Source organism: Streptomyces sp. NPDC039480 (genome assembly GCF_055597165.1).
The window spans coordinates 78,989-105,209 of sequence record NZ_JBVITX010000003.1; the positions used below are offsets into that span (position 1 = coordinate 78,989).

The 26,221-nt window shown below is 70.4% G+C and carries 23 protein-coding genes and 1 pseudogene; 14 read left to right on the forward strand and 10 right to left on the reverse strand.

The features are described 5' to 3' along the window. Positions 1–112 precede the first annotated feature (112 nt). Entirely contained in the window at positions 113–523 is a 411-nt protein-coding gene (locus tag ACZ56E_RS10990; RefSeq protein WP_471213250.1) for a VOC family protein, read from the reverse strand. Between the two features lie 429 nt (positions 524–952). On the opposite strand from ACZ56E_RS10990, the gene ACZ56E_RS10995 reads away from it, so the two are divergent. Then, complete coding sequence (locus tag ACZ56E_RS10995) at positions 953–1,726, forward strand: ArsR/SmtB family transcription factor (protein WP_471213252.1); 774 nt, start codon at positions 953–955, stop codon at positions 1,724–1,726. 214 nt (positions 1,727–1,940) lie between these two features. Here ACZ56E_RS10995 and ACZ56E_RS11000 read toward each other — a convergent pair whose 3' ends face one another. Then, positions 1,941–2,315 (reverse strand): peptidase inhibitor family I36 protein, encoded by a 375-nt coding sequence (locus tag ACZ56E_RS11000; protein WP_471213253.1) that lies wholly within the window; start codon positions 2,313–2,315, stop codon positions 1,941–1,943. Positions 2,316–2,562: 247 nt separating this feature from the next. Between ACZ56E_RS11000 and ACZ56E_RS11005 the strand changes: the two genes are divergently transcribed. Genes ACZ56E_RS11005 through ACZ56E_RS11015 form a run of 3 tightly spaced genes read left to right on the forward strand, consistent with a single transcriptional unit; the run spans position 2,563 to position 3,570 of the window. Then, positions 2,563–2,889, forward strand: coding sequence for a PadR family transcriptional regulator (locus ACZ56E_RS11005; protein ID WP_468611061.1), 327 nt, complete (start codon positions 2,563–2,565; stop codon positions 2,887–2,889). Continuing rightward, positions 2,886–3,242, forward strand: a complete 357-nt coding sequence (locus tag ACZ56E_RS11010) for a DUF1048 domain-containing protein (RefSeq protein WP_471213255.1) — start codon at positions 2,886–2,888, stop codon at positions 3,240–3,242. Before ACZ56E_RS11005 ends, ACZ56E_RS11010 begins: the two co-directional genes overlap by 4 nt. A gap of 1 nt (position 3,243) precedes the next feature. Then, the gene (locus ACZ56E_RS11015; protein WP_471213256.1) at positions 3,244–3,570 is read left to right on the forward strand and encodes a DUF1048 domain-containing protein; all 327 of its coding nucleotides are present in this window, start codon (positions 3,244–3,246) and stop codon (positions 3,568–3,570) included. Positions 3,571–3,679: 109 nt separating this feature from the next. Here ACZ56E_RS11015 and ACZ56E_RS11020 read toward each other — a convergent pair whose 3' ends face one another. After that, entirely contained in the window at positions 3,680–5,740 is a 2,061-nt protein-coding gene (locus ACZ56E_RS11020; RefSeq protein ID WP_471214063.1) for a BTAD domain-containing putative transcriptional regulator, read from the reverse strand. Between the two features lie 174 nt (positions 5,741–5,914). On the opposite strand from ACZ56E_RS11020, the gene ACZ56E_RS11025 reads away from it, so the two are divergent. Then, positions 5,915–6,793 carry an alpha/beta fold hydrolase gene (locus ACZ56E_RS11025; protein WP_471213257.1) on the forward strand — a complete coding sequence of 293 codons (879 nt, stop codon included), beginning with the start codon at positions 5,915–5,917 and terminating at the stop codon, positions 6,791–6,793. Between the two features lie 200 nt (positions 6,794–6,993). Continuing rightward, entirely contained in the window at positions 6,994–7,755 is a 762-nt protein-coding gene (locus ACZ56E_RS11030) for a metallophosphoesterase family protein (RefSeq protein WP_471213258.1), read from the forward strand. A 528-nt stretch (positions 7,756–8,283) separates the two neighbouring features. Here ACZ56E_RS11030 and ACZ56E_RS11035 read toward each other — a convergent pair. Both ACZ56E_RS11035 and ACZ56E_RS11040 read right to left on the reverse strand, forming a co-directional pair. Then, complete coding sequence (locus tag ACZ56E_RS11035) at positions 8,284–8,832, reverse strand: DUF4262 domain-containing protein (protein WP_471213259.1); 549 nt, start codon at positions 8,830–8,832, stop codon at positions 8,284–8,286. A gap of 47 nt (positions 8,833–8,879) precedes the next feature. After that, the gene (locus ACZ56E_RS11040) at positions 8,880–9,329 is read right to left on the reverse strand and encodes a hypothetical protein (protein WP_471213261.1); all 450 of its coding nucleotides are present in this window, start codon (positions 9,327–9,329) and stop codon (positions 8,880–8,882) included. Between the two features lie 1,509 nt (positions 9,330–10,838). Here ACZ56E_RS11040 and ACZ56E_RS11045 point away from each other — a divergent pair. Further along, the gene (locus ACZ56E_RS11045; protein WP_471213262.1) at positions 10,839–11,480 is read left to right on the forward strand and encodes a hypothetical protein; all 642 of its coding nucleotides are present in this window, start codon (positions 10,839–10,841) and stop codon (positions 11,478–11,480) included. Between the two features lie 79 nt (positions 11,481–11,559). On the opposite strand, the pseudogene ACZ56E_RS11050 reads toward ACZ56E_RS11045, so the two are convergent. Then, positions 11,560–11,873, reverse strand: a pseudogene (locus ACZ56E_RS11050) (transposase); the annotation flags it as partial. A 350-nt stretch (positions 11,874–12,223) separates the two neighbouring features. On the opposite strand from ACZ56E_RS11050, the gene ACZ56E_RS11055 reads away from it, so the two are divergent. Next, the gene (locus tag ACZ56E_RS11055; RefSeq protein ID WP_471213263.1) at positions 12,224–13,117 is read left to right on the forward strand and encodes a GNAT family N-acetyltransferase; all 894 of its coding nucleotides are present in this window, start codon (positions 12,224–12,226) and stop codon (positions 13,115–13,117) included. A gap of 183 nt (positions 13,118–13,300) precedes the next feature. Beyond that, positions 13,301–14,662, forward strand: a complete 1,362-nt coding sequence (locus ACZ56E_RS11060; protein WP_471213265.1) for a DUF6002 family protein — start codon at positions 13,301–13,303, stop codon at positions 14,660–14,662. Between the two features lie 20 nt (positions 14,663–14,682). Here the strand turns inward: ACZ56E_RS11060 and ACZ56E_RS11065 are convergent, their stop codons facing one another. Beyond that, positions 14,683–16,026 carry a TolB family protein gene (locus ACZ56E_RS11065; RefSeq protein ID WP_471213266.1) on the reverse strand — a complete coding sequence of 448 codons (1,344 nt, stop codon included), beginning with the start codon at positions 16,024–16,026 and terminating at the stop codon, positions 14,683–14,685. A 421-nt stretch (positions 16,027–16,447) separates the two neighbouring features. Between ACZ56E_RS11065 and bdeA the strand changes: the two genes are divergently transcribed. After that, positions 16,448–17,344 carry a bis(hydroxyethyl) terephthalate hydrolase gene (bdeA, locus tag ACZ56E_RS11070; protein WP_471213267.1) on the forward strand — a complete coding sequence of 299 codons (897 nt, stop codon included), beginning with the start codon at positions 16,448–16,450 and terminating at the stop codon, positions 17,342–17,344. Between the two features lie 244 nt (positions 17,345–17,588). Beyond that, positions 17,589–20,279, forward strand: coding sequence for a helix-turn-helix transcriptional regulator (locus ACZ56E_RS11075; RefSeq protein WP_471214064.1), 2,691 nt, complete (start codon positions 17,589–17,591; stop codon positions 20,277–20,279). Here the strand turns inward: ACZ56E_RS11075 and ACZ56E_RS11080 are convergent. Together ACZ56E_RS11080 and ACZ56E_RS11085 are read right to left on the reverse strand one after the other, a co-directional pair. Next, positions 20,255–21,112, reverse strand: coding sequence for a cytochrome c oxidase assembly protein (locus ACZ56E_RS11080; RefSeq protein ID WP_471213269.1), 858 nt, complete (start codon positions 21,110–21,112; stop codon positions 20,255–20,257). The two genes, ACZ56E_RS11075 and ACZ56E_RS11080, sit on opposite strands and share 25 nt — an antisense overlap. After that, positions 21,109–21,621, reverse strand: a complete 513-nt coding sequence (locus tag ACZ56E_RS11085) for a DUF2243 domain-containing protein (RefSeq protein ID WP_471213271.1) — start codon at positions 21,619–21,621, stop codon at positions 21,109–21,111. The genes ACZ56E_RS11080 and ACZ56E_RS11085 overlap by 4 nt, the downstream gene beginning before the upstream one ends. A gap of 480 nt (positions 21,622–22,101) precedes the next feature. Between ACZ56E_RS11085 and ACZ56E_RS11090 the strand changes: the two genes are divergently transcribed. Beyond that, a complete protein-coding gene (locus ACZ56E_RS11090) occupies positions 22,102–23,616 on the forward strand; it encodes a hypothetical protein (protein ID WP_471213272.1) in 1,515 nt (504 codons plus the stop codon). A 21-nt stretch (positions 23,617–23,637) separates the two neighbouring features. Here the strand turns inward: ACZ56E_RS11090 and ACZ56E_RS11095 are convergent, their stop codons facing one another. Then, complete coding sequence (locus tag ACZ56E_RS11095; protein ID WP_471213273.1) at positions 23,638–24,501, reverse strand: NAD(P)-dependent oxidoreductase; 864 nt, start codon at positions 24,499–24,501, stop codon at positions 23,638–23,640. A gap of 117 nt (positions 24,502–24,618) precedes the next feature. Between ACZ56E_RS11095 and ACZ56E_RS11100 the strand changes: the two genes are divergently transcribed. After that, positions 24,619–25,203 carry a CGNR zinc finger domain-containing protein gene (locus ACZ56E_RS11100; RefSeq protein WP_471213275.1) on the forward strand — a complete coding sequence of 195 codons (585 nt, stop codon included), beginning with the start codon at positions 24,619–24,621 and terminating at the stop codon, positions 25,201–25,203. A 196-nt stretch (positions 25,204–25,399) separates the two neighbouring features. After that, complete coding sequence (locus tag ACZ56E_RS11105) at positions 25,400–26,200, forward strand: bestrophin-like domain (RefSeq protein WP_471213276.1); 801 nt, start codon at positions 25,400–25,402, stop codon at positions 26,198–26,200. The last annotated feature ends 21 nt before the right edge of the window (positions 26,201–26,221 follow it).

A 26,221-nucleotide genomic window follows, 5' to 3' on the forward strand; every position in this document is an offset into this window, starting at 1 on the left:
GTGATGCCCAGCGCAAGACGCCCGGCGAGAGCACGCCAATGCCGGGCAATCATGCGCTGGGCCGCTCCAGGGCGGGCTGTCGACCGAACTACGCCCGGCCCACGAACACGCCCTAGTCGCGCTCGGGCCAGATGAGGCTGTCCTCGGTCCAGATGACGCCCTTGTTGCGGCAGAGGCAGAAGGGGTGGCCGATGGGGTCGGCGTAGACGCGGAAGCCGTAGCCGTCGGGGCCGACGCAGTCCCGTTTCAGGGTTGCGCCGAGGGCCAGGACGCGGCGCTGTTCGGCCTCGATGTCGTCGACTTCGAAGTCGAGGTGGAACTGCTTGGGGTGCTCGCTGTCGGGCCACTGCGGGGCGCGGTACTCCTCCACCTGCATGAAGGCCAGTTCGATCTCGCCGAACTTGATACCGGCCCAGTTCTCGTCGCTGTCCTCCTTGACCGGGAGCCCCGTCACCTCGGAGTAGAAGGCTGCCAGCTTCATCGTGTCCGGGCAGTCGATGATGAAGTCAGTGAGTCGTAGCATCCCGCGATCTTGCCACAAGATCGCGGGAGTCGGACGGTGAGACAGGGTCCCGTTAGCAGTAGTCGGTGCTGTCCGTGCTGTCACTCTCACGACCGACGGAGAGCAGCGAAGTCATCGCCCCGAACTATGTGGCCTTGGGGCCCGGTTGGGCATGCTGGGGGTGGGCTTACGCTCTGTACCTCAATGGCAGGGGGCCGGTCGGTGTTACGCATTCACTTCACGGCGGAAGACCTCGCCCGGACACGGGTGGCCGCAACGATCGGTGTCGCGGCGGAGGTCTATTACAGCTTGGAGCTGCTGAGGGAGAAACGGCAGCTCCCGCACTTCCGCTCGTGGCGATCCGCAGTCGCCGGCCGGATGGGAGCGGACACGCGCCCCTTGACGTCTCTGATTCCCGTTCGTCGTCCCGGACTTGATCTGCTGGCCCTGATGGGCGATGCGCCCTCTCTCGACCACGCCGTGGACAACCTGCTGCACGCCCCGACAACCCGGCTACGACGCGAGTTCGAGGCTCTCGACTTCCACCCCGGTCACCTGTCGTGGGCCAGACAAGTGTCCGAGGGCGACCGTGACGCGCTGCGAGAACTCGCCGAGGCGGTGCGCGCCTGTCACCGGCTGACCGTGGAGCCCTACTGGCATCGCGGCCGCTCCGAACTGGTCGCACTGTCCACCCGGTGCGCGAACCTGATGCTGGAGGGAGGTATCGATCTACTGCTGCGTTCGATCTGCGCGCCGCTGGTGCGCTGGTGTCCGCCGGTGCTCGAAGCTCCCTACCCGCGCCCAGTCGAAGTGCGCCTCCAGGGAAGAGGGCTGATCATCACGCCCACGGTCTTCGCAAAGCACCCGGTGAGCTTTCTGTGGGACCCGCTCGATACCGCCCAGCCGCCCCGACTCACCGTTCCCGCTCTCCGTCGGCCGCTGACCGGCGACGAACCGACAGAAGCGGACGGCTCCGCCGCGCGGAACCTGGAGGCGCTGCTCGGCCGCACGCGAGCTGCCGCCCTCCTGGTGACGGCGGAAGGCTGTACGACGAGCGAGCTGGCCCGCCGCCTCAACGTCACGGCCGCCGCGGCCAGTCAGCACGCGACAGTACTGCGGAACACGGACCTCATCACCACCAGCCGCCGAGGCGGCTCCGTACTCCACCTCATCACTCCCCTCGGACTGGCCCTGCTCCGGACCGGCACCCTGACGGAACCATGAGGCAGGCCCCGGGGGCGGGCGGCACGGAGTCTGCAACTGGGCGACGTCCGATGGCAGTTGCGGGGCCCGGCCCCGCAGCGCGCCCGTCCAGCACACAGCTGGCGGACGCGCCTCGATCGATGGTCGACGGCGCTCCCCGAACGGCGCAGACGACCTAGGGCCCTCAGCTCCGGCAAGAGCGCCTAGCGCCGAGCCAGGCCCTCGAGGGCGACGATCAGCTCGGGCACGGGCCGGGCCGCGCGGAGCTGATCTGGTCATTCATGTTGTATTGGGTGACGTTTCCCGTGTAGGTGGCCGAGACAGGCAGGCATCGCCCCGTGAAGTTGGTGCCCGTGTAGACGGACCACAACCGACCGTTGCGATTACGGATGGACGACGTGATGTTGTCGAAGTCCAGGGGGAGAGTTCTGCGTTCACCTTGCAGACCTATGACGCGCCCCTCCCCGTTGATGTGCTCGAACAGGCAGAAGTTGGGACTGGCGCACCGGTCGTAACCGCTCGCGTCACCCGAGGCCGGTGCTGCCGATGCCGCGGGCGCGGTCAGGGCCGCGAGAATGAGCCCCGCCGCCATGGCCATGCTGGTGGTCATCGTCCGTAACTTCGATCCGGGCATGCTGCATCCCCTTCAGTCGGTGTGCTTCCGGTCGCGGTGGTGGCCGCCGCACGACTCCGCATCCTGGGCGGGCCGACCACCGGCGGTCCAGCTCTTAAGCCACGACTTAAAGGGGCGGCAGCGTTCGCGTGCGCCGAGTAGAGACCCGAGTACTGCTACTCAGTGATACTGTGTAGCAGTACTCGGTACTACGCAGTACCGAGGGGGTCGAGGAGGACTCGCTTTGGACGACCTGACGGAGATGCTGAAGGGCACCCTCGAAGGCTGCGTGCTCGAAATCATCGGCAGCGAGGAAACCTACGGGTACGCCATCACCCGCCGACTGAACGAGCTCGGCTTCGCCGATGTCGTCGAGGGGACGGTGTACACCATCCTGCTGCGCCTGGAGAGGAACAAACTCGTCCAGGTGACGAAGCGACCCTCCGGGGTCGGCCCACCGCGCAAGTTCTACGCACTCAACGACGCCGGCCGCGAGGAACTCGCGAAGTTCTGGACGAAATGGCAGTACGTGTCATCACGTATCAACACGCTTAGGGAGGGCCGGGGATGAACTTCTGGGAGACCGTCACAGGCAGCGATCTCACCAGGGACTGGAAGGCGTTCGAGGCGCGGGCGGCCGCCCTGCCGGACGACCACCGGGCCGCGTGGGAACAGATCAAGGCCCACCTCTTTCCGCACGGCGACTTCACCGGCCGCAACCTGATGCCGATCCTCGACTCCGCCCTCGGGCTGCTCGAAGAAACAGCGGCGGACGGACAGAGCGTCGACGACGTGCTCGGCGACGACATCCGAGGCTTCTGCACGGCTCTGGCCGGTGGCGAAGGAGCCCGGACCCATCGCGACCGGTGGCGCGAACAGTTGAACAGGAACGTCGCGAGGAAACTGAAGCGGCTGGGAGGCTGACGTGGGTATCCAGGACATCATCGAGGGCAAGAAGCAGTGGCGGGCGCACGTGGCCCGGGTCAAGGCACTGCCGCCGGACTACCAGATCGTCTACAAGGAGATGCAGAGGTACCTGTTCAAGGTCGGACCGGTCGACCTTTCCGACGGCCCCCTGCTCCCCGGCATCGTCGACTTCTTCGAGGAGGGCGCCGCGTCAGGTAAGGGTGTCCTGCAACTCATCGGCCCCGACGTCGCCGCGTTCTGCGACGACCTGATCAAGGATTCACGCACGTACGCGGATGTCTACCAGGAGTCCATCAACGGGGGCCCCGGCACGCCCGACAAGTAGGCCCCGCACAAGTCCAGGACGGCATACTGCGTACTAGAAGGCCGCAAGCCTCTCCGCCGGACCAGGCGGACCAGGCGGACCAGGGCAGGCAACGCCAGTGCGCCCAGCCTCAACTCAGTGCGTCCAGCGCCTCCGCGATGCGCGTGAGCCAGTGGTCGACGGGGCCCGTCGTGAGGACTCCGCTGCCCGCGCCGGCCAGTTGACCGGCCGCGGGCAGCAGGCGTGACCGGACCCGCGCGAGTGCGGTCCGGTCGTCCGAGCGCAGGGCCGCCTCAGCCTCCACGCAGCACAGCGCCTCGTACAACAGGTCCGGGGGCGGTTCGGGGAGGGCGCGCAGTGCCGCGCGGGCCTGGACGTGGCGGCCGGTCTCCGCGAGGGCGAGCGCCTCGGCCCAGGGGCGGTGAGGGCCCCAGTCGGCTGTCAGGTCGACGTGGGGCGGCAATTGGTGTGCCAAGCCCAGGGATACGAGGGCCAGCGGCAGGAGCCCGGTGCTCATGCCCGGCATGCCCGCACTGTCGAGACTCGCGGCCGCGCTGCGCAAGGCGGACTCGGCCCCGGGCACGTCACCTGAGGCGGCCAGGCGCAGGGCGTCGTACCACTGGGTGAAGATGCCCACCAGCGGCAGTTCGTGACGTCGTGAAAGCCGGGTCGCGGCGGCGGCGTGCGCGTCGGCGGCCGGGAAGTCGCCGAGGGCGGCGCGTGCCTGCATGCGGATGAGGTGGCCGAGCACTTCGAAGGTGAACAGGCCATGCCGGGAGGCCAGTTCGACGAGTTCGGCGCCGATCGCGTCGCGCTGCGGCGCGAGGCCGGCGCGGGTGAAGGACTGCATGAACGCGCCGTTGAGCGCGAAGGCAAGGAGCGCCGGGTCGTCGAGGCGGCGCGCGAGCCGCTCCGCCTCGCGCGCGGCATCGGGTCCGCGCGGTGTCCTGGCGCCGCGCGTCTCCACCGCGACGGTGGCCAGCAGGCGGCACCGCGTCGCCTCCGAGGCGTCCTTGGGCAGCCTCGCCAGGGTCCGTTCGGCGGCCTTGACGATGTGCCGGGCAAGCTCCGGGTCGTCGCCGCGCGTCCAGATCGCGGGTACGTCGAAGGCGCCGATCACGCGAGCCGTCAGTTCCGGGTCGCCGTACTCCTCGGCCGCTTCGATCGCCGCCATGCGGTGCTTCCGGGCGGCTTCCAGGCCCCCGGCGCCGGTCACTGCGAGGCTGCGGATGAGGCCGACCGTCGACTCCAGGCGGGCGCGGGCTCCGGCTTCGACGGTGCGGTCGTACGATGCGGCTGCCTCGCTCCAGAGTCGGGATGCCGTCGCCGACGGGCCGGATGGACCGGACATGCTGGACGGAAGGGACGGACCCGACGGGGTGGAGAGGTCCAGGCCCGTGTCCTGAGCGAGGATGTCCGCCTCCAGGCGGCGCAGGCCTGGCCCCGGATCGAGGCCCAGCTCCTCCGCCAGCGTGGCGCGTGCCCTCCGCAGTGTCGCGAGGGCGTCGCCCTGGCGGCCGGTGCGGTACAGCGCGAGGCTCAGCAGCCGCCAGGCGTCCTCGCGCCATGGGTGGCGCGCCACGTGTGCGTCGAGGTCGGGCACGGTCTCGGCGGCCCGGTCGAGGTCGAGCGCCGCCTCGGCGCGCCGCTCGACGGCCAGGGCGCGCAGCTCGGCAAGGCGCGAGCGTTCCGCGCGCGCCCACTCCTCGCCGGCGAACTCGGCGTAGGCCGGGCCCCGCCACAGCGCCAGCGCCTCGTCGAGGCGGCGCAGCGCCTCCTGCGGCGGCAACTGTCGGGCCTCGGCCACGGCCGTCTCGAAGCGCCAGGCGTCGACGGCGTCCGGCTCGGCCCGCAACGCGTAGCCGGGGCCCTCGGTCACGAGCAGCCGGGCGGGAGCCCTGCGCGGGCGGTCGGGTTCCAGGGCCTTGCGCAGGGCGCCGACGAAGGTTCGTACCGTTCCCAGAGCACGTTCCGGCGGGTCTTCCCACAGGTCGTCGATGAGGCGTGTGACGGGCACGACGTGGCGGCGGGCGACGATCAGGCGGGCCAGGACGGCTCGCTGGCGTGGGCCGCGCAGAGCGAGCGGCCCGTCCGCGTCCCACGCGCCCACGGGGCCGAGCACCCCGAACACGACCTTCGGCGCCGCCCCCGGCCCGCTCCCGGCCCCCGTCTCCGTCCCCGCCCCCTTCATGCCCGACACGTGCGGACCACCGCGCTCTCTCCGTACAGATCTCTCACTGATCACTTGCTGATCACTTGCTGATTCGGCGGCGGCAAGCTGTAGACGTCCGCCGCTCGGCGGGCCCGACCCACCCTCACGGCGGGCACACCGCCCGCCCCATCTTCCCGTCCCGGAGAGCACACCATGACACCGACCGTCCCCGGCTTCGATCATCACCACGTCACCGTCGCGGACGGCGTACGCCTCCACGTCGCCGTCGGCGGCTCCGGCAGCCCCGTCGTGCTGCTGCACGGCTTCCCGCAGACGCACCTCATGTGGCGGCACGTCGCCGCCGACCTCGCGGGGCGGCACACCGTGATCTGCCCGGACCTGCGCGGGTACGGCGCCAGTGACAAGCCGGCGGACATCGACGGAACGACGTACGCCAAGCGCACGATGGCGGCCGACGTCGTCGCGCTCGCCCGTGCCCTCGGCCACGACCGGTTCGCCCTGGCCGGGCACGACCGCGGCGCCCTGGTCGCCGTGCGCGCCGCGCTCGACCACCCGGAAGCGGTCACGCACCTGTTGTCCCTCGACGTGCTGCCGACCCTCGACATGTGGGACGTCATGCACGGCACGACCGCCGCCGTGGGCTTCCACCTGTACCTGATGGCGCAGCCTCCCGGTCTGCCCGAGCAGTTGATCGGGGCCGCCCCGGACGCGTTCTTCGGCCACTTCCTCGACCTCTGGACGCGCGACGCCGCCGCGGTCCCCGCCGACGTACGCGCCGCCTACCTCAAGGCGTCCCGCGAAGCCGTGCCGTCCATCGTCGCCGACTACCGTGCCTCCGCCCACATCGACGTCGAGCACGACCGGGCGGACCGGGACGCGGGCAACCGCCTCACCATGCCGGTGTCCGTGCTGCAGCAGGACTGGGGATCGGCCCTCGGCTTCGACGCAGCCTCCCTGTGGCGCGCCTGGGCGCCCGACCTCGACCACCGGACGGTGTCGTGCGGCCACTTCATGGCGGAGGAGGATCCGGCGTTGGTCAGCGGGGCCTTGCGTGACCTGCTCACCAGGTAGTGAGACCCATGTGCCCGGAGGTGTAGGTGTCAGGGCTGGCCGGGCGGCACCCCGGCCAGCCCTCCCAGCCCTCCCAACCCTCGGATCAGCTCGTTCGTGGGCCCCCGGGCTTCGGGGCGTCCGATGTTGCGAGGCAGCTCGGGCTTCGCGGGGAGCAGAACGATGCCCCACCAAGTGGCCGCCATTCCACACTGGTGACCATGCTTAAGCGAGTAGCCGTCCTGTCCGACATTCACGGAGTCCTGCCCGCTCTGGAAGCAGTGCTCGCCGAACCAGAGGTGCGTTCCGCGGACCGCGTCGTGCTCACCGGCGACATCGCCGCCGGCCCACAGCCAGCCCAGGTACTGGACGTGCTGACCGCCCTTGGAGACCGTGTCGCCTGGGTCAGTGGGAACGCTGATCGTGAGCTCCTCGAATACCGCCGCGGTCAGCGCGACACCATCCCCGACCCGATCGCTCCTTGGGCTGCCGAACAACTGCGCCCGGATCACCTCGAACTCCTCGCCCGCTTGCCGCAAACGCTCACCCTGCCCTTGCAAGGCATGGGGAAAGTCATGTTCTGCCACGCCACCCCTCGGGACGACGAGGAAGTCGTCCTGGTCGACTCCCCTCTCGACCGCTGGCAAGAAGTCTTCAGCGAACTCGACGCCGACGTCCGCACGGTGGTTCTCGGCCACACCCACATGCCGTTCGTCCGCCTCGCCCACGGCCGACTCGTCCTCAACGCCGGCAGCGTCGGCATGCCCTACGGACGCCCCGGCGCCCACTGGGCGCTCCTGGGCCCCGGCGTCGGACTACGGACCACGAACTTCGATGTCGAAGCCGCGATCACCCAAGTGACCCAGGAGTCTTCGTACCCCGAAATCACCGAGTGGGCCGACTACTTCCTGCGAGCACGAGCAACTGATGCCGATGCGCTCGCAGTCTTCGGCCCACGGGACGGACGTAGTGCCACCGCGTGACAGACTTCCGCGTCGTCGGTGGCCGACTTCAGGGGTGCGGGGTCGCAGAGCGTCGTGATCCCGCTGGCGGACCAGCGTTTCCTCTGCGACGCGGCCCACTGCCCGTACCGTGCGCTTGGCGAGCCGTTCGCGCAGCTGGCCGCCCCGTAACTGCGCTTCACCACGCACCTGGGCAACGTCTTGGAGCATGTCGAACTCGCGCTCGCTGGACGGGGCGGTGCCCGGCTGGTCGGCCGCCTGGGCGTCCGAGCCGGGCGGACGACCTTGCTGTGCAGGATCTTGGCACTGCCGAACGCCGCAGCCCAGCAACCCGCGCGTACTCGGCGTGGACGACTTCGCCACCCGCCGGGACCAGACCTGCTGCCACCGTATCGACCTGCGGAAAAAGCCCACCGCGTGGTCGAGGTGGTCCCGAACGCGGAGCCGGGCCGTGGGCCGTGGGGGACACACACCCGCTTCCACGAACTCCTCGCGTAGGGGCACTCACGCCAGGTGGTCGCCCCCCACCTGGGCTGGGGGCAGCTCGAGTCAGAGTCCGGTCGTCCAGATCCCGACAGGGTGCTCGCCCGGTGGCAGCCACAACTGAGGCTGTGACTCCCGATGCCTGGCCTCGGCCTGTTCTTCCCAGTGAAAGCGGCCCTCCATGTCGGGCCACGCAACTTGCAACACGGGAAATGGAGGCCGCCGGTGGAACCCGATGGCCAGTCCGAAGAGGGTCCGGTACCAGCGGAGGTCCACCTGCCTGAGCGCGACTTGGTGACCGTCGACAACGTCAGGGTGCTTCTGGCCGTCAGCCAGTACAGCCCCGGCGGCGGACCTTTCTCCGAGCCTGTTGAGCATGCGGTGCATGGCATGGATTTCGAGCCCGAACATGGCGAGCTCAGGCGCGCCGTGAGTGTGTGACAGCCCGATCGTGTAGGCGAATCCAGGGCCGATCTCGTCCTCGGGGACCATCACGATGTGCCATCCGTGCTGCTGCACGTTCTCGATGATCGTCAGGTCAACGCGGTCTGCTTCGTCTCGGTCACCATAGTCATGGCAGAGGATGCAGCGGCACTGGAACAGATCATCAGTCATGTGCGGAGGCTACGAGGTCAGCCTCTCGAACGAGTCCTTGGCACCAGCTAGGTCCCGGCAGGGCTGTCGGGCACCGCTCCAGCCTCAGGGGTGTTGCCCGGCAGCCCATCGGAGCGAAGCAGCACCCGCAACTCGTCGGCGGACACAGGCCCCGGGTCACGAACGGGCTGGCCGACATCGGCAGGCCAACTGGGACGGACGCGTTCGACGAAGTCTGTGAAGTCGGCCCGCAGATACCGGGAGTCGGACGGCTTCAGCCGGATCTGGTGACGGCCGTCCGCCCACCAGATCTCGAAATCGGCAACCGTGCCCTCCACCGGCCAGTCTTCGCTCTCGTGCGGCAGCAGCAGAACGTCGACGAAGCCTCCGACGCTCAGGCCAATGTCCACGAAGAGCCCGATCGCACCGGGCCAGGGAACCTTCACCACGGTTCCCTCGAAGACCTGCCCGAAGCGCAGGCCCCTCCGAATCCGAGCCCACTCGACATCTGTCACCACGAACAGATCATCGCACCTTGGCCCGGGGCGCGAGCGGCTGGGGCTCAACGTGAACTTATGGCTGCGTCCCCTAAGAGCTCCTAACAGAAGCCGTTGATCATGTGGCGGTCGACGTGGTTGCTTGTTGGTCTGGTCGGGGGAAATAGGGAGTCGCGACCGTGGGTCGTCTCGGACGAACTGTGGTCGCTCATTGAGCCGTTGCTGCCCATGCCGGGTCCGGAGCTGGCCGAGGGCAGGCCGCGGGTCCCCGGACCGCCAGGCCTTGTGCGGGAACCTGTTCGTACTGCACACCGACATCCAGTGGGAGTACCTGCCGCAGAAGCTGGCTTCGGCTCGGGGACGACGTGCTGGAGGCGCCTAGTCGCCTGGAACGAGGCCGACGTCCGGGACGAACTCCACCGGGTGCTGCCGGAGAAGCTGCGGGGGCGGACAAGCTCGACTGGACGCGGGCGGTGATCGACTCCTCTCACGTCCGGGCGGCCCGCAGAGGCCTCCCGGAGCCGTCCGGGCTGAAGCGCCCCTCACCACAGCGCCGCAAGAGGACATTGACACCCGACTTGTCGGACAAGGGTAGCAGCTGGGTGATGTTGTTGCGGTTGCCGCCGGTCAGCGACACCGCGCCACGAGCAGCGCACGGCCCCCGACAGTGAGCATCTCGCGGGGCTGGACGACCTGAACCGCCCGACCGGCGTCTTCGCTTCTCTGCGCAAGGAGATGCTGCACACCGGTACACCGTCCGGATCTACCTGGTCACCAGGCTGGCGGGGCCACGGAACCAGCTTCAACGAAGCACGCGGGCACCTGCTCGCCAACCGCCTCGGGGGCCCAGGAAAGGGGCTCCCTGTCACGCCAGAGCCTCGTCACACTCACCCAAGACCCCGTGAATACGCCCGTCATGAGGGCCATCGAGGACAAGGTGTACCGTGCGGTCGACAAGGGCGAGAATATTCTGCACTCAGTGGCGCCCAAATATGAAGTCCAACTTCTCGGTCAATGAGAAGCCCTGGTTTCCGAACGCGGAGATTTCCAGTCTCGTCGGAACGGGATTGGTTCCGAATCCCGCTGCGGGAGTGCGAACAGGTACCATCCCCATCCCGGAGCTATGAGGCACCCGTTGCGAATCCCAGGACCATCATGACGCGCACCACCCCGCCGCGACCGGTCGACGTCGAAGCACAGTTCCCCGAACTGTCCAGCCACCGACGAATGTGCACGCGGCTCCACCCGCGCCCCGGAACGCCGAAACCGACCGACAGTTCAGTCGGTGGTCCCCTCCTATGGCCCGCACATGAGCCCTGGCCGACCTGCCAGGAGCCTCATGCGCGAGACAGGGGGCGACGCGTCGAAGACGTACATCAGGAGCGTCACATCCTGCGGGACGCATGGAGGCGTCATCCCGAGACGGGACCCTCTACGGAGGACCTGACTGTTCTGTCTGCGCTGGAGCAGGAGCATCGCGCTCCGGGCCTCGGTGAGACCGACCCGATCCCCCTCCTCCCGCTGGCCCAGTTGTTCGCCAAGGACGTCCCGGGCCTGCTGCCCCCCGACGGCCGTGACCTCCTTCAGGTGCTGTGGTGCCCATTCGACGCGCACGGCATCCCACGAACCCCGGGCGTCCACCTGCGGTGGCGGAACTCGGCCGAGTGCGGTGAGGTCCTCGAAACGTCTCCAACCCCCGAAGTCGTCGGCAGCGAGGGGTACGTGCCCGAGCCCTGCACGGTGGACCCCGAGCAGGTGCTGGAGCACGAATATCAAGAGCTCCTCGGCGAGAGCCTGCAATATCGAATTGAACAATGGGAAGAAGAACTCGAAGAAGAAGCTGAGGAATCCGGCGAGGAGGAGTTCGTCACCTACCATCATGACCTTGCCATTGCGCCAGGATGGAAGGTCGGAGGCTATGCCTCATGGGGAGCGACCGGACCATTCGAAGAAGACTGTTCTTGCGGCGCCCCCATGCGACTCTTGTTGACCATCGCCAGCCACGAGTGGGATGGAGGTGCACACAGCTGGATCCCTCTGGAAGACCGTGATCTCATCGCTACAGTGGGCGCGAACATCCCTACGCATGTGACCGTGGGCCGAGGCGGTTCCTTGAACGTCTTCGTATGTGCTGTAGACGCAACCCACGGCCACAAACTCCGTTTGCAATGACGGTCGACCGTACCGGGTGCAATCACCGTCCACGAGGCTCCGCCCGCGGATGCGGGTATACCCGCTCGCCCTCGTAAGCGCCCGGGCCAGAGCCGTGTTCCTGGCCTCGTTCGGCGCCACCTGGGTAATGCCTCGCGCCCGGACGAGTCGCTGGTACTTATCGTGGGCGTAGCCTCGGTCGGCGAGCAGGGCATCAGGGCGCCTACGGGGTCGGCGCCGGCCAACGACACCGGTGACCGCCGGGGCCTTGTCGGGCAAGGACAGTAGCTGGGTGGTGTCGTTGCGGTTGCCGCCGGCCAGCGACACCGCGAGTGGGATGCCCTGGCCGTTGGTGAGGACGTGGTGTTTGCTGCCCGGACGCGCGCGGTCGACCGGGCCGGGTCCGCTTTTGGGCCTCTGCGGGCCGTCCGAAGCCCAGCTCCTGCGGCAGGTACTCCCACTGGATGCCGGTGCGACTCCCGCAGGGCGGGGCGTCCACCACGAACAGCCGCACTGTACGTAGCGTAGTTGTGTCGTAGCGTCCACGACGTAACACCCCCGTGCCCGCAATCGGTCGTCCGCTCGGGGTGCGGGCCGAAGGGCTGCGGTCGGGCCGCGGGCTCCTGTGGTCGCGGGTGCGTGGCTCGCCGAGCTCTGCGCCGACGCCCAGGAGCGGCCGTGATCGGCCCCTCGAATAGCCCTTGGAGGCACGCATGTTGGTACGCGCCCTTTCCTCGCGTGAGGTGGCACGTGCTCTCGATTGCATGGTGAACGAGCCCGTCGAGTGGGTCGACCCCGACCGGTACCGTGCTGGGCTCGACGCCCGTCAGTACCGTCCCGAGTGGACCTGGGTCGTCGAGGACGGCGGTGAGGTCCTCGCGCGTGGGGTGTGGTGGGGAGAGGGCGATGGCGCCCATCCGCTGGTGCTCGACTGCCTGTACGTACACGAGGCGGTCGAGGACCGTGCGGCGCTCGGCGCACGCCTGATCGCTTCGGCGCACCAGCAGTTCCGTGCGGGTGGGATGGCCGATGTGCCTGACTTCCATCTGTTGTCGCGCGCGGACACCTCCGCGCCGGACGCCGCCACCGCACTCGCGTGGCGTATCGATGCGGCGGCACGGGCCGGCCTCACCGACGTCCTGCGCAGGCTCCGCTTCGAGTGGATGTGCGGTGGGGAACTGCCCGCTCGTACCGGCGCCTTGACCTTCCGGGCCGAACCGGACGACCAAGTCCTTCTCGGTGTCTTCCGTGAGCTCGCCGTCGGGAGCCTCGACACCACGACCCGGCGTACGCTCGCCCGGCACGGCGCGGGCGCGGCGGCGCGGGCCGACCTGGCGGGTTATCGGGCGATGCCGGGCGACCGTGCCTGGTGGCGGCTTGCCCATACCCGGGACGGTGCGCTCGCGGGCCTCATCATTCCGAGCCGCAACGATCTACACTTCGTCGTCGGTTATCTCGGCGTGGTTCCGGCGCTGCGTGGCCGTGGCCTCGTCGACGATCTGCTCGCGGAGACGACGCACATCCTGGCCGTCGCCGGGGCCCAGCGCGTCGTGGCCGACACGGACGTGACGAACCGCCCGATGGCCGCCGCCTTCAAGCGCGCCGGTTACCGCAACTTCGCCTCACGAACGGTGCTCACCGCGCCCTCGCAGCACTGAACGCCCCGCCACACGGCCCCTGGCTCGTTCGACGACGGGGAGTGGGCAGGCCCGCCCGACAGCAGTGAGATCGACCGCCGCGTGCCGTTCGAACGCTGGCTGCGCCACGCCGGTCCGCTCGACAACGCCGCCTCCGGTCGCTGAGGACCTCATACTGCAGCGAACGCAAGGAATGGACGCCTCATGTCTGTTGCGGGCCGCGCAGCCGGTACCGACGGCGTCGTGCACAACGTGCTCGACCGCTACTTCCACGAGATGAACACCACGGCTCGGCTGATCTCCGCCGAGCGGGCGGAGCCGCCCGAAGTTCCGCTGGAACTCGACGAGAAGCCCCCTGAGTTCGCCCAGTTCAGCGATGTCACGGATATAGGCCTCAGCCAGGTGCATCCGCACATCCACATTCTCGACCTGATGCGCAATCCCGGTACCCGGACCACCAAGACGGTGTCCTCGCTGTTGATGGTCGCCCGCGCGGCCGCCCACATCCGGCGCACCGGCGAGCGGGTGATGCTCCTGACGCCCACGTCCGGCAACAAAGGGGCCGCCCTGCGCGACGCCGTGGCCCGCGCCTACGCCACAGGGCTTGCCACGCCCGACGAGCTGCGCATCACCACGCTCGCGCCCGAGGCATCGCGCGGCAAGCTGCGCCGCTGCCGGCTGGACGACGATGAGACGCTGCGGCATGCGAACCCTCTGGCCCTCGCACGGGTGCCGGAGCCCTCGTCGGTCAAGCAGCTCGCCACCGAGGTTCTCGGACGCCACCGCGCGGAGTTCCTCGGCACCACGGGGTTCCGGCTGTGGTGCACCTTCGACCTGGACAACTACCGCGTGGCGGACGCCGCCCGCGCCTTCGTCGAGGCCGAGCTTCTCCCCGTCACCGAGCGGTCCGCGCCGCGTGTGCACCCCCATGCCGTCTCCAGCGCTTTTGGACTGCTCGGCTACCACCTCGGCCTTCGGATGCTCGCGGGCGGTCTGCCCGGCTTCCGGCCGCCTGTCCGGCACCCCGGCTTCTTTCTGGTGCAGCAGCTCGCCACGGCCGACATGGTGACGACCCTGCTCGGCACCGAAGTTCCCACCTACGCGTACGACCGGCGGGCCCGCGTGTGGCGGCAGTCGGCGCACCCCGCGTTCCCCGGGGTGACCGATCACTGCCGGGAGGTCATCGACGCCACCTTCTACGCCAAGGACGCGCCCACGCGTTCGCAGGTGTGCGAGATCGTCGCACGGCACGGCGGCGGTGGCGTGGTGGTTTCCCGGCGCGAGTGCCTGGACCGGTTCGGTGAGGTGCGTTCCCTGTCCGCGGCTGCCGGCATCGCGATCACCGCCGACCCCGGCGCGATCCGGGAGTGGGCGCTGGTCAAGGCGCTCACCGGTGTGCTCGTCGCCCGCGAGCGTGGCCTGCTGGCCCGGGACACCGACGTGGTCGTGCACGCCTCCGGCTACTACACCGACGAGCTTCTCGCGCCGCTGCGGGAGGAGCACGTCGTACGCGCCGACACCGCGGACGAGCTGGCGAAGGTGGTGCTCGCGGCCGCCCTGGCATGACCCTCCGGCCGTCGGCCGCGTCAGCGCATGTGGCGGAGGAAGACGTCGGCCGTGCCGTTGGTGTCGTCGGGGACGAGGTTGCCGGCCGGGGAGTCGAAGACCACCGCGCCGCCGTCCTCGCTGACCCCGGTCCTGCGCCCCGGCACGGTGTCCTCTGACACCGGTTCGCTCTCGCCGCTGACGAGACGCACCTCCCCGGTCACCATGTCCCGCAGGAAGACGTCCGCGCTGCTGTCGCCGTCGTCGGGCGTGAGGTTGGAGGCGGCGGAGGCGAAGGCGGCGTAGCGTCCGTCCCGGCTCAGTGAGACGCCGTCGCTGTCGCCGTTGGCCGGGGTGCCGTCCTGGGCTGCGCTCACCAGCCGCATGCGCTTCGTCTCGCGGTCGTAGAGGAAGACGTTGTGCGGGCTGGTCGGGGCCGGGCCCTCGGGCCGGAGCACCCTGGAGGCCGACGTGAACGCCACATGGCGGGCGTCGCCGCTCAAGGCGGCGCCCCAGGACGGCGTCTTGCGGTTGTAGGCGTGGGGAACACTGATGAGTTCCGTCGTGCTCTTCTCCCGGTCGCGCAGGAAGATGTCCGTCGCTGAGGAGTGGTCCTCCACCGAGGCGAGGTTGGACGTGTTGGAGGTGAAGGCGAGGTACCGGCCGCCGGAGTCGCCCGCGAACGCGGGGCCGAACGCGTCACCCTCGCCGTGCTTGCCCGCGTCGGTGAGCTGCGCCAACTGCGTGGTCTTCTCCTTGCGGTCGTAGAGGAAGACGTCGTCCCGTTCGTTGGCATCCCCTGGGACGAGGTCCTCGGCGCCCGACGCGTAGGCGATGTAGCGGCCGTCGCCGCTGACCGCGGGGTCGTACGTCAGGTGGGTGCGCAACCCGTCGTAGGACGCACCCGTGGGGCTGATCCGCTGGGTCCTGCCGGTGCTCCGGTCGTGCAGGAAGACGTCGTCGAGGTCGTTGGGGTCGCCGCGTACGAGATCGTCGGCCGTGGAGGTGAAGACCACGTACCGCCCGTCGGAGCTGATCGACACCTCCCGTACGACGCCGTGGCTCCCCTTGCCGTTGCTCTTGACGCTGACACGTTCCGTCGTGCCGGTGCGCAGATCGCGTACGAAGGCGTCGGGGGTGCCGTTGGTGTCGTTCGCGACCAGGTTCCGGGAGGCCGAGACGAACGCGACGTAGCGGCCGTCGGCGCTGATGGCCGGGCTCGTGGAGGCGGCGTTGCCCTGGGCCCCTCCCGGTCCGACGCTGACCCGCTCGGTGCGCGGCGCGGAGGTCTGGGCGGCGGACGCGCCCGCGGGTGAGAGCACGGCCACGGCGCCGAGGGCGGCCAGGGCGACGCCCGCGGCCGTCACGCGCTGCTGAACGGTCATCGGTTCCTCCTGTGTGGAAGGCCGAGCGAACACCGTGCGAACCCGGGGGTCAACGTGCGCGTCCCCTCCACGGGTGTGGATGCGTCGGTTGCATGAGTCGTACAGGGCGTTTCGGCGGACTTTCTGGGCCGTAGTCGCGCGGAATGGGCAACCGTCGGGCTGTTCCGTGGACTGTCGGGAGGGGGCGGGGGCCAAAGGCCAGGGGCCAGGGGCCAGAGGTCCGGTGTCGCCTGTCGCCTGTCGCCTGTCGCCTGTCGCCTGTCGCGGACTGTTCGCCCCACGACACCGGTGATTTCGCCGATGTCCGCACACCGCCACCGGCCCCACGGTGAGACCCCCGACGAACACGGCGGTCTCACCGGGAGCCGGGGCACGCCTCTCCCCTCCCGCATGGCTCCGCCACGAACGAGAGGACCCCTCCGTGCAGCTGCACGTCTTCTCCCGCCCTGTCGTACGCGCCTGTCTGGCCGCCGCTGTCGCCACCGCCGGCCTCCTCGGCACCGGCCTCGCGCCGACAGCCCAAGCCGCCGCGGAGAACCCGTACGAACGCGGCCCCGCACCGACCGTCTCCAGCATCGAGGCCACCCGCGGCCCCTACGCCGTCTCGCAGACCGACGTCTCCTCGCTCGCGGTGTCCGGCTTCGGCGGCGGCACCGTCTACTACCCGACGTCCACCGCCGACGGCACGTTCGGCGCCGTCGTCATCTCGCCGGGCTTCACCGCCTACCAGTCGAGCATCGCCTGGCTCGGACCGCGGCTCGCCTCGCAGGGCTTCGTGGTGTTCACGATCGACACCCTCACCACCCTCGACCAGCCCGACAGCCGCGGGCGGCAACTTCTCTCCGCACTCGACTACTTGACGAAGTCGAGTTCGGTACGCGGCCGGGTCGACGCCTCCCGCCTCGGCGTGATGGGCCACTCGATGGGCGGCGGTGGCAGCCTGGAGGCGGCCAAGAGCCGTACGTCACTGAAGGCGGCGATTCCGCTGACCGGCTGGAACGTCGACAAGACCTGGCCCGAGCTGCGGACCCCCACGCTGATCGTCGGTGCGGACGGCGACAGCGTGGCACCGGTCTCCAGCCACTCCGAGCCGTTCTACGAGTCGTTGCCGGGCTCCCTCGACAAGGCGTACCTGGAGCTCAACAACGCCAGCCACTTCACGCCGAACTCGTCCAACACGACGATCGCGAAGTACAGCATCTCCTGGCTGAAGCGGTTCATCGACAATGACACCCGCTACGAGCAGTTCCTCTGTCCGCTGCCGAGGCCGAGCCTCACGATCGAGGAGTACCGGGGCAACTGCCCGCACGGGTCCTGACCCTGACGAACCATCACGTACAGCTGAGATTGACCGTCGTCCGTCGCCTGGAACCCGGTGCGACGGACGGCGTGTGCGTCTCCCCCGGCCCCGTGATTGTGCCCGTGCACACCCGGACGCGGGTGTCGCTGGGGGTTGGCCCAGCGCGGCGGACGCGGGGCTTCCGGCGCGTTTTACGCGGAAGTAACGTGCGGGCGTGACCCTTTCCCCGCCCATACCCGGCCCGCTCGTGCCCGGCCCGACCATGCCCCACCCGCTCAGCCCCGGCCCACTCCCCATCCCTGAGCTCCACGGTCGCGGCGCGGCGATCGCGGCCGTGAAGTCCCTGGTGGAAGGCTTACGAGCCGGTCGGGGCGGGGTGCTCGTCCTGACCGCGTCACCCGGCCTCGGCCGGACGGCACTGGTGGAGTACGCACGGGCGTTCTGCGGCCCGGTGCCGTCGGTGCAGCCGACCGCGTCGTCGGTTGTGCCGCCGCCGGGCGCGCGGTCCTGGCGGGTGCCGTGGACAGCCGAGCCGGAGAGACCGCACCTGGTCTGCGTCGACGATGTGCACAGGTGGGATCCCGCGTCCCGGGCGGCCCTCTTAACGGAGTTGCGCCGCCCGACCACCGCGACACCCGTGGCCGTACTGCTCACTCTCGCTGAACACCCCGCCACCGCAGCCGAGTTCGCGGGGTTGCCGACCCTGCGTCTCGGGCCGCTCGACGACAGCGCGGCCGCCGGTCTGCTCGACCGGCTCACCCAGGGCTCCGCCGACCCCGTCGTCGGCGCGTGGCTGATCCGCGAGGCCGTGGGGAACCCCCGCCTGCTCACCGCGCTCGTCGCGGCCCTCACCTCCGACCAACTGGCCGGGCGCACCCCACTGCCCGATCCCCTGCCCGGCGGAGAGGACCTCCTCGCCGACTACGCCGCCGCCGTCCGCGTCGACGAACTGCCCGGCAGCGCCCGCGCCCTGCTGCTGCTCGCCGCGGCGGCCGGTGAGCACGAGCCCGAAGGGGCAGGCGCGGATCTCTCCCTAGTGCTGCGGGCCGGCGGTACCGCCGCCGGGCTCGCGTCCGCGGAAGCCGCCGGAGCCGTCGTAGCAACGGGCGACCGGATCCACTTCACCCATCCGCTGCTGCGCCGGGCCGTCCTGCGCCAGGCCCCCCTCGCGCGCCGAAGAGCCGCCCACGCCCGCCTCGCCGAATTCTGCCGCGACCGCCTCTCCCACCTGGTCCAACTCGCCTGCGCGGCCGAAGGCCACGACGCGCGGCTCGCCGGATTGCTCGCCGCGGAGGCGAGCGCGGAGACGCGCGCGAAGATGAACTCGGTGGCGACCGCCGGCCTGCCGCACGCCCAGCGGTCCGCCGTTCTGGCCCGCGCCGCGGCGCTCACCGCCGACGCTGAGTCCCGCACGGACCGGCTCGCCGAGGCTGCGGAAGCGGCCCGGCTCGCAGGGGATCCCGTACGGGCCCGTGCCCTGCTGGCCCGCGCCGGCGCCGTACCCGCCCACGGTGGCGTCCACCGGGTGCACGGACTGCTCGCCCTCGCCGACGGGCCGGCCGACGACGCCAGGGAGTCCCTGCTCACCGCCGCCGTGCTGCTCCCGCCCGAGCGGGCCAGGCACGCGCTGATCGGCGCGGCGGAGGCGGCCTGGGCGATGGGCGATGCCGCCGCCTACCGGGATGCCATGACACGCTTGCCGCGCTGCGCCGACGACCCGGCCCTGGAGGCGTACCGCGTCGGGATGTGCGCGGTCCTCTCGGGCCGCACCGCAGAGGGCCACGCCGCGCTGCGCCGCTGTCTGGAGGGGCTGCCCGGCCCGGGCGAACCGGCCGGACTGCTCCGCGCCGCTGTCGCCGCCCTGGTCGTCGGCGAGGTCGAGACCGCCTGCGAGGCCGGGACGAGGGCACTCGCTGCCGTACGCGCCTACGGCCCCGAAGTCCTCCTGCCACGCGCCCTGGAACGGCTGGCCTACGGGGAGCTGCGCGCGGGCCGCCACACCCGCGCCCGGACCCATGCCCTCGAAGGTCTCAGAGCCGCGCAGCGCCTCACGCAGCCCAATGCCGCAGTCTCCCTGCATGCCATTCTCGCCCTCGCCGCGTCCGTGGAGGGCGACTCCGAAGCCTGCGCCGAGCATGCGGCCGCCGCGGCGGCCGGCGCCGGACCGCACGGGCTCGCCCAGGCCGCCACCCTCTCCGCCTGGGCCGTCGCCCGCTCGGATCTCGCCGCGGGGCGCCCCGCCGACGCGGCGGCACGGCTCGCACCGCTGGTCGCCCCCGGGCCGCGACGCGGCCACTTCGCCGTCAGGATGCTCGCTGTCCCCTGCTTCGTGGAAGCGGCCGTCCAAGCCGGCCGCACGGCGGAGGCCCGTCGTGCCACAGAAGAGTTCATCCGCTGGACCGAGGCCACGGCAGACCCGCTCGCACCTGCCCAACTGGCCCGCTGCCAGGCCCTCTTGGCGCCGCCTCACCAGGCGGCCGCGGCGTACGAGCGCGCGCTCGCGCACCATGACCGCATGCCGGGCGAGTTCGAACGCGGGCTTACGCAACTGTTGTACGGCCAGTGGCTGCGCCGCAGGCGCCGTACCCGCGAGGCGCGCGGTCCGCTCCGTGACGCGCTGGTCTCCTTCGAGCGGTGCGGGGCGCGGGCCTGGGCGGACCGCAGCCGCGGTGAACTGCGCGCGGCGGGCGAGGCGGTGGCCGTAACGGTGACGGTGGCGGGAGAGCCGGGCCTGGCCGGGCCGCTGGCCGCGCTGACTCCGCAGCAGCAGCGCATCGCGCGGCATGTGGCCGAGGGCGCCACCAACCGGGAGGTGGCGGTACGCCTTTCGGTGAGCCACCGCACGGTCGACCACCACCTGCGCAATGTGTTCGCCGCGCTGGGTGTACGTTCCCGAGTCGAGCTGTCGCGGTTGCTGGCCGGGGGCGGTTACGCGCCGTTGTGCGAGCGCTGAGGAGCGAGGACCTGGCTACGACTACCCGGTGGAGTGTGCGGATGCTCGCGGAAGCGGAGCCGTCGCAGCTGGGCGCGACCGGTTGCGCGGTACCAGGAGGCGGCCACGGCGACCCCGAGCGCCACCTCAACCAAGTCGCCGCCGTAGTACATGACTTGCGCGCCGGTATGCAGATCGGCCGGGTCGAATGAGGTGCCGGGCGGCGCGGTCGCGTACAGAGTCTTGGCCAGTACGGCATGTGCGGCACCGGCGGCCAGCAGGGTCGCGCCGCGCACGGCAAGGCTCCAGCGATGGCGGACGGGGTCGAGTTGGCAGACGGCGAAGGCGAGCAGCAGCCCGGCCGCGAGGACATGCGCGTGCACGACGGCGTGCAGCCATGGCTCGTGCCGCATGGCCGCGAACAGCTCCGTGTGGTACAGCAGCCACAGCCCTCCGATGTCGAGCAGGGCCGCGAGGGGCGGGAAGAGCAGCCACGCAATGGGGCGGGATCGGGCGAGGGTCAGGAGTCCCCTGCGCGCCGTGCCGGGTGTCAGCGTGCGCAGGGTGAGGGTGAGGGGGCGGGCCAGGACGAGCAGTACGGGGGCCGCCATGCCGACGATCAGGTGTTGGACCATGTGGCTGGTGAACGGCCCGCCCGGCAGCGGGCCCACTGCCGCCCAGGCCACACCGCACCCGCCGACGGAGAACGAGACATCCCGCCACCAGGGCCAGCCGTCCCCGCGCCGCCGCAGCCGGCCTGCGGCCAGCAGGTACACAGCGGCCGCCAGCAGCGCCGCCGCCACTGTCACCAGTTCGGCGGGGCCTGGACCGGGGTGGGCATGCGCGAGAGTCACGACGCCGGGTCCGTCCTGCCGCCCTTACGGTTGCGGTCGCGGCGGGTCGCGCGGACCGCCAGCACCATGCCGGTGAGCAGCAGTGCCAGACCCGCCAGGTTCCATGCCCAGTCGTACGGGGTGACGTCCACGCCGTAGCGGACCTGGTGCAGGCGCAGCAGCTTGTGGTCCACGATCCCGTCGTACAGCTGGAAGATCCCGAGCCCGAGGAAGAACCCGGCCCAGGCGTGCGCCGGGGCCAGGGCGCCGCGGCGGCGCAGATCGGCGTAGAGGAAGAAGCCGGCGACCAGGCCCAGCAGTTCGCCGGTGTGCAGCAGCCCGTCCGACATCAGGCCCATGCCGGGAGTGGAGCGGTCGTAGAAGTGGTGCCAGTGCAGGATCTGGTGGAAGACGATCTCGTCCACCGCGGCCATCGCCGCCACCCCGAGCACTCCGCACACCACCATCGACCTGCGGGACTCGGGCCTCGTCCCGGGGGCGGCCGGGCGCGGATGGGCCGATGCGTTCATGGATCTGCCTTTCTGCTGTTGCAAGGGTCGGTCGGTCTCTCTGCTCTGCTCTGGTCTGGTCTGCTCTGCTCTGGACTGCTCCGGGCCCGGTTTCCCTGCTCCGCTCCGGAACTGTCAGCTGCTGACCGGTACGCCTACCCCTGATCCGCTCCCACGCCCGTGCGTCCCGGCATCCGGGTGAGCAAGCGATGGCAGTGCGCCGCAGGCGCTGGATCCGCCCCACGCGGGCCCGCCGGCTGGGCCTACAGGCACAGCCGCCTGGACTCGGATCAGCGGAGGGAACCCGCTCCAGGCCACGGCAGGCAACACTTCGCGTCGGGCGGTGACGCGGTGTTTCCACTGCGCGGAGTTTCTCGGCACCCCCTGACGAGGAAAGAGTAGGGAAGGGTACGGCGGGCGGCACTGACCCGTGCCGTGGTGTTCACCATTCCGTCGTGCGGCAGGCGGCCCGGCGCCATGTCCGTGCCAGGACCATCGGGCGTGATCGAGAGCCCCGTTCCGCAGCCGCAGGAGCCGATGCCGCAAGGTGTCGCCGTGTGGAGTTCGACGGCCGCCGGCCCATGGCTGAAGGCCCGGCCCGCCGCGTGGTCCCACCCCCTGCCCGCCGCCCTGGCCCTGGTCTGCGCGCTCGTCGCGGCGACGGGATTCCCGCCCATGGACGCCCATCTCTGCGGCCGGCTCGAACCGTGTGAACCCCAGTGGTGGGTCACCGCGCACCTCGCCCTCGCAGGTGTGCTCGTCTTCCGTTGGCTCTGGCGCCTGCCGCACCTGGCGGCGTCCGCTCTACCGCTCATCGTCCTCGGCGTCGCGCTGCAGCCGCAGATACCTGCGGCGGCCCGCACCGCCGTCGCCCTGGCGGCCGGATACGCGTTCGTGGGCTGCCTGCACCGCTGCCGGGTCGCTCGCAAACAGCGGACGCTCGCTCTCGACGCCGCCGGTCCCGTGCGGCTGCCGTTGCCGAAGGACGTCGATACCTCCGGTCGCGGCGGGTCGGACCTCGGCTGCGGCGCCCCGGTCCTCGGCTTCGCCTTGCTCGCTCTCGTACTGTCGGCCGCGGGCAGCGGCTGGCTGTGGAGCGCGGAGAACTGGCGGTTCGCCGCGGTCTTCGCGTTGACGGTGGGGCTGCACTGGGGCGGATCGGGCCTGGCGGGATGGCACGGGATCGCCGCCCTGCGCAGGTCACCGGTGCCCGTGCTGCGGGTCCTCCTGCGGGCCGGGGGCGGTTCGGACGACCGGCGCACGGACGTCTTCGCGGCGGACGACACCGCGGGTGGAAGGCTCATCTTCTCCTGCCGCACCACCCTCCCGCACGACGGCACGTTGCGCGAGGCGGTGCTGTACGGAGCTCCGTACGCCGGTGGGGAGTTGGTGCTCCTCACGGGGCTGGGTTCCGGGCGCACCACGAAGCCGGTACGGCCCCAGTACCGCGCCGAGCCGCCGGCCGAGACCTGGCAGACCGGTGCGGCGCCGGTCCGCTGGAGGGCCGGGCCCGGAACGCGTGCACTCGTGCTGGGATACCTGGCGATAGTGACGCTCGTCGCCGTCGGCTTCCACTTCTACGAAGTCGAGGCCCGGCACGCCCAGGCCCTCGCCCTGCTCGTCGCGGCGTCGGTGCTGCCCGTTGTCACGCTGCTGAACTGGCGGGTCGTGGCCGACCGTGACGGCCTCCGGGTCACCGGCACCTTTACGGTCCATCACGTGCCGTGGGACAAGTTCCGCGGCATCAGCGCGGAGGACCGCGGATTCCGCATCCGCTACGCCATCGACCGTGACGTCGACGTCTACGGCGTACTGCCCGGGCGTTGGCTTGTCGAGCTGCTGCCCCGTCGGCCGCGGGCGCGGGCCGCGGTGGACGGGGTCCGCGCGCTGGCGGCCGACCCGGCACTCCGGCCGACCGAGGCCGCCCCCGCGGCCGGACCGTACGAGCGAGCGGCCGGACCGGCAAGCGCCGCCTACTGCTTGGCGCTGATCCTCACCCTGCTGCTCTCCCCCTGACCGCGAGACGATGACGATCGGTCACCGCGGCTGCTGCTCCGCGATGGCCGCCCAGTCGTCCGTCCCCCGGCCGTCGGCGATGGCCTCGTCGAAGACAGCACGCAGCAGTTGACCGATCGGGAGCGGAATGCCTTGGTCGTTCGCTGCGTCGAGCGCGAGGTGGAGGTCCTTCCGGCCCAGGACTGTGGTGAAGCCGGCCGGCTGGTAGCGCCGTTCGGCGATCATCGATCCGTAGCTGTTGTAGACGGCGCCGGGGAAGAGCGTCGAAGTCAGCAGCTCGACCAACTGCTCGGAGTCGACACCGGCACCTTCCGCGACGCTGACGGCCTCGCCCAGCGACTGGATCGCGCAGGCGATCAGGTAGTTACCGAGGATCTTCACGATGTTGGCCTGCTCCGGACGGTCACCGAGTCGCCAGGTCCGCGAGCCGATCACGTCGAAGAACGGCTGCACGCGGTCGATCAGCGCAGGTTCACCGGCCGCGAGGACGTTGAGCGCCCCGGCCTCGGCGACAGGAACACGGCCGAAGACCGGTGCCGCGACATATCCGACACCGTGCTCGGCGTGGACCTCGGCTGCCCGGCGCGCCAGGTCGGTGCTCACCGTGGCGAGGTTGACGTGCACAGTGCCGCCCGGCGACTGGGCGAGGACACCGGAGTCGATGAACGTCTCGGCGAAAGCCCGGTCGTCGGACATGGCCGAGAAGACCACCGGCGATTGCATGGCCTCGGTCACCGAGGCGGCACGACGGGCGCCCGTTGCGACGAGTTCCTCCGCGGGCCCGTCGGAGCGGTTCCACACCACGACGTCATGGCCGGCCTTCAACAGGTTGCGCGCGATGGGCCTCCCCATGGCTCCCAGACCGATGACCGCGATACCGCTCACGCCAAGCACCCTTCCCGTTGAACCGTCTGAAGCAGTTCAAGCATGCCATGGAGTTACGATGACGACGAACCGCCTGAAGCGGTTCTACGGGTGGTGTCGCTCACTGCGGAGGTTGGAATGACCGAGGATGCGCGTCGTGTGTTCCGGATGGACAACGAGATCCTGGCGTTCCGGTTCACTGCCACGGTGAGCGATCGCGCCGGCCTGACGCCGAGGGAGCGGCTGACCGATCCCGCACGGCTGAAGATGTGGCTCCGGGCCACAGGGCTCGACGTCACGGACGTGTCGCCGTCCGACCTGGAGGCCGCCGTCAAACTGCGCGAGTCGATCTACCGCATCGGAGCGGCGATCGCCGCGGGTGATCCGACGGCCTCCGAGGATGTCCGCACCCTCAACACGACTGCTGCCGCCGGGCATGCGAAAGCCGCGCTGGAACACGAACGCGCGGGGTGGCACCTGACGGAGACCACCCCTGTCGCCGACGCCCTCGGGGTCCTCGCCACGGATGCCATCCGCATCCTCGGGGGCCCCGACCGCGGCCGCGTCAAGACGTGCGAAGGTCCCCTGTGCGCGGGGCTGTTCCTCGACACCAGCCGCGCGGCCAACCGCCGTTGGTGCTCGATGAACACCTGCGGCAACAAGGTCAAGAAGGCACGCATCAGCGCGAGCCGACCTGGCGGAGCCGGAGCCGCGATCGCTTGACCGGCGGTGCAGGGGGCTCAGTGCGGGGGGCTCAGTGCAGTGGGGCTCGGTCCAGTGGGGCTCATCGGCCCAAGAGGGGTCGCTCGTTCGAAGCCGAAGGGGGTGTTTCTCCAGGTACAGGGCGCGCGCCAGCCGCGACGATCCGGGTGCCGCTGCCCTCGCGAGGGCGCCCTTACTCTCCCGGAGGTGGCCGTTCGTGGTCCTCATCATCGTCGTCGCTGTCCTGGCCCTGCTGGCGGGCCTGGCCGCAAACCGCTTCCTGAGGCCCCGGCTCGTGAGTGAGGACGACGACGCCGGCATGGCCGTCAAAGACCTGGTCGGCCCGCTGCTGACACTTACCGTGCTGCTGCTCGCCTTCGTCCTGGTCACCGCCAACGGCTCGTACGGAAAGGCCGAGGTCGCCGCACGCGGTGAGGCCCGAGCCGTCGACCAGCTCGTGGAGACCGCCGAGTACGCGCCCGAAGCGCAGCGGGCGAAGATCCAGGCGGACGCCGTCTGCTACGCCCGTGCCGTACGCGAGCGTGAATGGCCCGCCATGGCCGACGGGGAGGGCTCACGGGCCCCCAGCGTCTGGTCCACCGACCTGCGCCACGTCTTTCGCGAGGTCGAAGGAAAGCCGGTCTTCGGCATGCTGGTCAGCGCCGACACCAAGCGCTCCGACGAGCGTGAGGAACGCCTGACCCAGGCCACCGCGAGCATCCCCAGCGCGATCCTGTGGTTCCTGCTCGCGACCCTGGTCATCACCGTGATGGCCCTGGGCACGTGCCTGCCCCGCCGCAACAACCGCGGCCAGATCATCACCCTCACCGTCATCACCGCGCTCCTGACCGGCACCTTGTGCATCATCCGGGACGTCGACCGCCCCTTCGGCGGCATCATCGACGTCGAACCCACCGCCATCGCGGAAGTGCAGCGCCAGGCCACCCGCGACTTCCTGACCCATCACACCGCTGCCGACCTGCCCTGCGACGACCAGGGCGACCGCAGGAACACCTGAGCAACCGGACGCGGGCGGGGG